We start from the raw sequence: 5,272 nt of genomic DNA on the forward strand, positions 1-5,272 counted from the left end.
TTCCGGCTCATCGCCTCCAATGCCCACACCAAAGAGACGAATTTTAGCTCCAGGGGGATATTTGATAAACGGCGTGTAGCCAAGTAAAATTGGCAAGCCAATGTCAAAATATCATTTTGCCCGTACCAGTTGTTAATAATTTCGCAAAATTTTTCTGTAATTGAGGGAAAGCATATGGAGCAAGCCAAATGATCGATTTCTGATTGCCCACGTTTTGATTTGGAAAGATAATAAAATACAAAATCTTGTTTTTGCCGTTTGATTCTCGGCCAAGCGAGGCTGCGATGCCGGTCTGTAAGAAGAAGTAGAAATTCCTCCAGCATATGAATCGTCTTTGCCAACTCCGGCAGCGTCGTGGCGGAGTGTGGCTTAAGAAGGATTTTCCCGGACGCGGCCATCACTCCTTTCGCGCGGGAAACTTCACCTATCCAATCCTTTTCAATTGTGATATCGTAATTTAATCCAATCTTTGTAAAATTATGATATTGCATTGGTCTGCCAATGAGCGCGACCGTGCCATCCTCGCGGCATTCATATCGCGGGAACGGCAATCCAAGCCAATACTCGAATCCGTCCAACGCGATCTCGATGTTGGCTTCGCTATCAATTTTTGGTAAATCAGGCAATAAATCGTGACATATCAAACAAATTTTTGCTTGAACTGGACGTAGCCAATGAAAAAAATCGAATCCTGTGATATAAACATATCTATCACTTTGAGGTAAGTACCCAATTATGACGTCATGCTCTTTATTTATTTTTAGTTTGCTTGGATTATTTCTTGTAATAGGCCGACGATGAAGCGTGATTCTGCCATTCTCATCAATGGTCAGTGTCCCATCCTCGGCGTCCGTTGGAAACGGGCGCCCTTCGCCGATGGGCGTGCCCGCGAGCCAGAAGCGTCCTTGTTCGTTGACCTCGTTGCTCGGCATCCGAGGAATCCCGCTGTAATCAAAATGGAGAAAAGTCTTTTTGCTTCTTTTTCTTCAGAAAAAGAAGATTCTTTCCCCAACCTCAAGCCTTGCCTTCTTCACCCCGCCCCGAGTGCTGCCTCGGCGGTGCGGACGGCTTGGAGGGGGAGGGCGGCGCGGCCGACGACTTGGCCGCCGATATAGGCAAGCCAGTCCGCACCGGCCGGGGGAGCGGGCCGGAGTTGCACGATGCGGGCCTCGGTATCGAGGGCGACGGCCTGATAGAGCCGCCAGCCGGCATGAAGCGGCCCCTGTAAACGAACGACGCGGGCAATGGTCTCGCCCGCGTCGTCACACCCGATCCATTCGAGGGTGCGGGCCTGCCCGCCCTCCTCGTCGCGCCGCCCCCGCATCCAGTGCAGACGGGGCGTTGGCATTAGATGCCCGCCATCAGGCGCTTTTGGCCATGATCTCGTCCGCGATGTTGCGTGGCACGGGATCGTAATGGTGGAACTGCATGGTGAAGGATGCGCGCCCCTTGGTCATGCTGCGAAGGTCCGAAATATAGCCGAACATTTCCTTCAAGGGAACATGGGCGCGGACGATGATCGTTGAGCCCGAGCTTTCCTGGTTCTGGATCATGCCGCGGCGGCGGTTGATATCGCCGACCACGTCGCCGACATGGTCCTGCGGCGTCGTGATCTCGACATCCATGATCGGCTCGAGGATGATCGGGCTCGCCTTTTTCATCCCCTCGCGGAAACAGGCCTTGGCGGCGATTTCGAAGGCCAACGCACTCGAATCGACGTCATGATACTTGCCATCGACGAGGGTGTATTTGAAATCGACGGTCGGGAACCCGGCCAGCACCCCGGTTTCGGCCTGCACGCGGATGCCTTTTTCGACCGCCGGAATGTATTCGCGCGGCACCGCGCCGCCGACCACCTTGTTCTCGAAGACGACGCCGCCGTTGCGCTCCAGCGGCTCAAAAATCATCTTGACCTCGGCGAACTGGCCCGAGCCGCCGGTTTGCTTCTTGTGGGTGTAGGTTTCCGTGTGCGCGCGGGTGATGGTTTCGCGATAGGCGACCTGCGGCGCGCCGATATTGGCCTCAACGCCATATTCGCGCTTCAGCCGGTCGATGATGATTTCGAGATGCAGCTCGCCCATGCCGGAAAGAATGGTCTGGCCGCTCTCCTGATCGGTTCGCAAACGCAGCGAGGGGTCTTCGCCGGCGAGCTTTTGCAACCCGATGGTCATTTTCTCGACCGATTCTTTGGTCCGCGGTTCGACCGAGATGTCGATCACCGGCACCGGGAAGGCCATGCGCTCGAGCACCACCGGGTCGTTCGCGGCGGCGAGAGTATCGCCGGTCATGGTGTCCTTGAGTCCGACGAAGGCGGCGATGTCGCCGGCGGAAACCTCCTTGATCTCGGCGCGCTTGTCGGCGTGCATCTGGAACATCCGGCCGATGCGTTCCTTGTGCCCGCGGGTGGTGTTGAGCACGGTATCGCCCGAGCGGAGGGTTCCGGCATAAACCCGCACGAAGGTCAGGGTGCCGTATTTATCGTTGATGATCTTGAAGGCGAGGCCGGCGAAAGGCGCATTGGGGTCGGCCTTGATGCGGCGACGCTCGGCATGTTCGTCCTCTCCTTCCTCGGCGGCGACCTTGATGCCGGGGACATCGACCGGTGAGGGGAGATAATCGAGCACGGCGTCGAGCAGTGGCTGCACCCCCTTATTCTTGAAGGCGGTGCCGCACAGCACCGGGCGGAAGGCGCCGCTGATGGTGCCGGCCTTGATGCAGCGCTTGAGGGTTTCCACCGCGACGTCGCCAGACTCGAAATACTCCTCCATCGCCGCGTCATCGACCGAGAGCGCGGTATCGAGCAGCGTTTGGCGATGTTCCTTGGCTTTCTCGATGAGGTCAGCGGGGATCGGGGCGTCATGATATTTCGCGCCAAGCTCGCCGCCCTCCCAGATGATTGCCTTCATCTCGACGAGATCGACGACGCCGACGAATTGATCCTCGGTGCCAATCGGGAGTTGCAGCGGCAACGCGACGATGTCGAGCTTTTCCTTGAGGGTATCGAAGGCGCGATAGAAGTCAGCGCCGGTGCGGTCGAGCTTGTTGATGAAGATGATGCGCGGGACGTTATAGCGGTCGGCAAGCCGCCAATTGGTCTCCGATTGCGGCTGCACGCCGGCGACGCCCTCGATGATGAACACCGCGCCATCGAGCACCCGCAGCGAGCGGTTGACCTCGATGTTGAAATCGATATGGCCGGGGGTGTCGATGATGTTGATGCGGTGGTTTTTCCACTCACACGTCACCGCGGCGGAGGTGATGGTGATGCCGCGCTCGCGCTCCTGCTCCATGTAATCGGTCGTGGTGTTGCCGTCATGCACCTCGCCGATTTTGTGCGAAACCCCGGTGTAATAGAGGATGCGCTCGGTGGTGGTGGTTTTGCCCGCGTCGATATGCGCGGTGATCCCGATATTGCGGATCTTTTCAAGCGGCGTTTCAGACACGAGCGGCCTCCATACCACAACGGGCGCGGCGAGGCCCCTGCCCCGCGCGCCCGATCTCCTTCGATGTATAGCCGATCGGAACCCGTTTGCCCAGCCTTTTCCGATCCGGCCCGCGCCGATATGGCGGCCGGACGCCGGTTTGGCAAGCCGGGGCGATCAGAAACCCGCCTGTGCCAGCGCCGTCAGCACCGCTTCCGGCCGTTCCGCGCCGACCAGATGACCGCAGGCGGGGATCAGCACCCGGTGCAGCGCCGCCGCAGCGGTGAGACCAGCGGCGAAAGCATCGGCATAGACCGGCGGGATCAGCCGATCACTCTCGCCCCAGATCAGGAGCGTGCGGGCGCGGATGCGGTAAAGCCGGTCGGCAAGGCCACGATCGGGGATGGGAAACAGCAATTTGCCAGCCATGCCGAGCTGGCGGGCGTTGCGCACCAGAAAGCCGATCAGGAATTGCGGGTCTTCGAGGTTGAGCCCGCCGGTCAGCAGCCGTTCGCCGAGCGCGACATCATGGAACAACAGCGCCGGCAATTGATGCGGCAGCATCGCGAAGAGATCGGCGATCGGATGCTCGTCGCGCCACAGGCCGGCCGGGGCGATGAGCGCCAGGTCTTCGATCTCGCGCGGCGCGATCGCGGCCATTTCGGCGGCGATCATTCCGCCCATCGAATGCCCGACCAGAAGCGGTCGCGCGAGGCCGAGCGCATCGATGACATCGAACCCGTGCAGCGTGACATCCAGCATCTCGCGCAGTTCTGGGGCGTCCTCGCTCGCACCGAAGCCGGGGAGCAGCGGCGCATGCACGCGATAGCGCGCGGCGAGATGGCGAAGCAGCGGGTCATCGGCGGTGAGCCCGCCGGCGCCGTGGAGAAACACCAGATCGCGGCCAACGCCGCCTTCGAGAACGGCGACGCGGCGGTCGCGGAGGGTGATCGTGCGTTCGGTGATCATCGCGAAACCTCCGCGCCGCGCGTCGATGCCGCCACAAAGCCGCGGGCAAGTGGCGCCGGCATTACCGGATTTTCCAGAGGGTGGCACCAAAATCGGTCATCCCCGGCATAATCCGGCCACATCCCGCGCAAAGCCGGCATGACCCGCTCGGCGAACAACCGCGTTGAATACATGGTTTTTTCGTTCGGCATATTCCCGACATGGAGAAGACAGAAAATATTGCCAACACGTAGCCCACGGATCAGATCCTCCATGCGCTGGCGCACCGTCTCCGGGCTGCCGGCGATGACATGGCCGCCCTCGATCAACTCCTTCCAGGTCATCGGCTGATAGCGGAACCGGGCGCCGTATTGCGCGAGCGCCCCGGATTGGATGGTCTTGATCGTGCGATAGCCCGGGGCGTCGGCGAAGCCGGGGAAAATATGCAGGCAGCGATTATAGAAATAGAGCACGTGCTCGGCATAGAGCCGCTCGGCCTCGGCATCGGTTTCGGCGACGCAAATGGTCTGCGCGAAGCCGGCGCGATAGGGCGAGGAATCCGGCGTGTTGCGTTGCGCCACCCGCTCCCAATAGCCCTCCATCAGGGCGCGGGCGCGCAAATAGCCAGAAAAGCTCAAGTAAGAATAAGAATAGGTGTTGTCGATGCAGAAATCATAGGTCTCGACCGAGCCGCCGCCAGGAATGTGGATCGGCGGATGGGGTTTTTGCAGCGGCCGCGGCCAGAGATTGACGTAGCGGAGCTTGGTGTAGCGCCCATTGAAGGCAAAGGGCTCGGGCTCACGCCAAGCGCGCATGATCAGCTCATGCGCCTCGGCGTATTTCTCGCGCGTGAGCGCCGGGATCTGGCCATAGCAGTAATTGGTGTCCATCGAGGTGCCGAC

The 5,272-nt window shown here is 59.9% G+C and carries 5 protein-coding genes; all 5 read right to left on the reverse strand.

From position 1 onward, the window contains the following. On the reverse strand, positions 1 to 932 hold a 932-nt coding region (locus ACP5M5_RS14170), incomplete at its 3' end, for a hypothetical protein (protein WP_427938417.1). A 98-nt stretch (positions 933 to 1,030) separates the two neighbouring features. Further along, a complete protein-coding gene (locus ACP5M5_RS14175; RefSeq protein ID WP_427938419.1) occupies positions 1,031 to 1,348 on the reverse strand; it encodes a hypothetical protein in 318 nt (105 codons plus the stop codon). Positions 1,349 to 1,361: 13 nt separating this feature from the next. Further along, positions 1,362 to 3,443, reverse strand: coding sequence for an elongation factor G (gene fusA / locus ACP5M5_RS14180; RefSeq protein WP_427938421.1), 2,082 nt, complete (start codon positions 3,441 to 3,443; stop codon positions 1,362 to 1,364). Positions 3,444 to 3,599: 156 nt separating this feature from the next. Next, a complete protein-coding gene (locus ACP5M5_RS14185) occupies positions 3,600 to 4,391 on the reverse strand; it encodes an alpha/beta fold hydrolase (protein WP_427938423.1) in 792 nt (263 codons plus the stop codon). After that, a partial coding sequence (locus tag ACP5M5_RS14190) for an LLM class flavin-dependent oxidoreductase (RefSeq protein ID WP_427938425.1) occupies positions 4,388 to 5,272 on the reverse strand: 885 nt, incomplete at its 5' end. The genes ACP5M5_RS14185 and ACP5M5_RS14190, both read right to left, overlap by 4 nt.

Source organism: Acidibrevibacterium sp. (assembly GCF_049965395.1).
Lineage (GTDB): Bacteria > Pseudomonadota > Alphaproteobacteria > Acetobacterales > Acetobacteraceae > Acidibrevibacterium > Acidibrevibacterium fodinaquatile.

Coding starts and splice junctions, on each gene's coding strand:
- ACP5M5_RS14175 (WP_427938419.1), bottom strand. CDS start 1,348: ATGCCAACGCCCCGTCTGCACTGGATGCGGGGGCGGCGCGACGAGGAG.
- ACP5M5_RS14185 (WP_427938423.1), bottom strand. CDS start 4,391: ATGATCACCGAACGCACGATCACCCTCCGCGACCGCCGCGTCGCCGTT.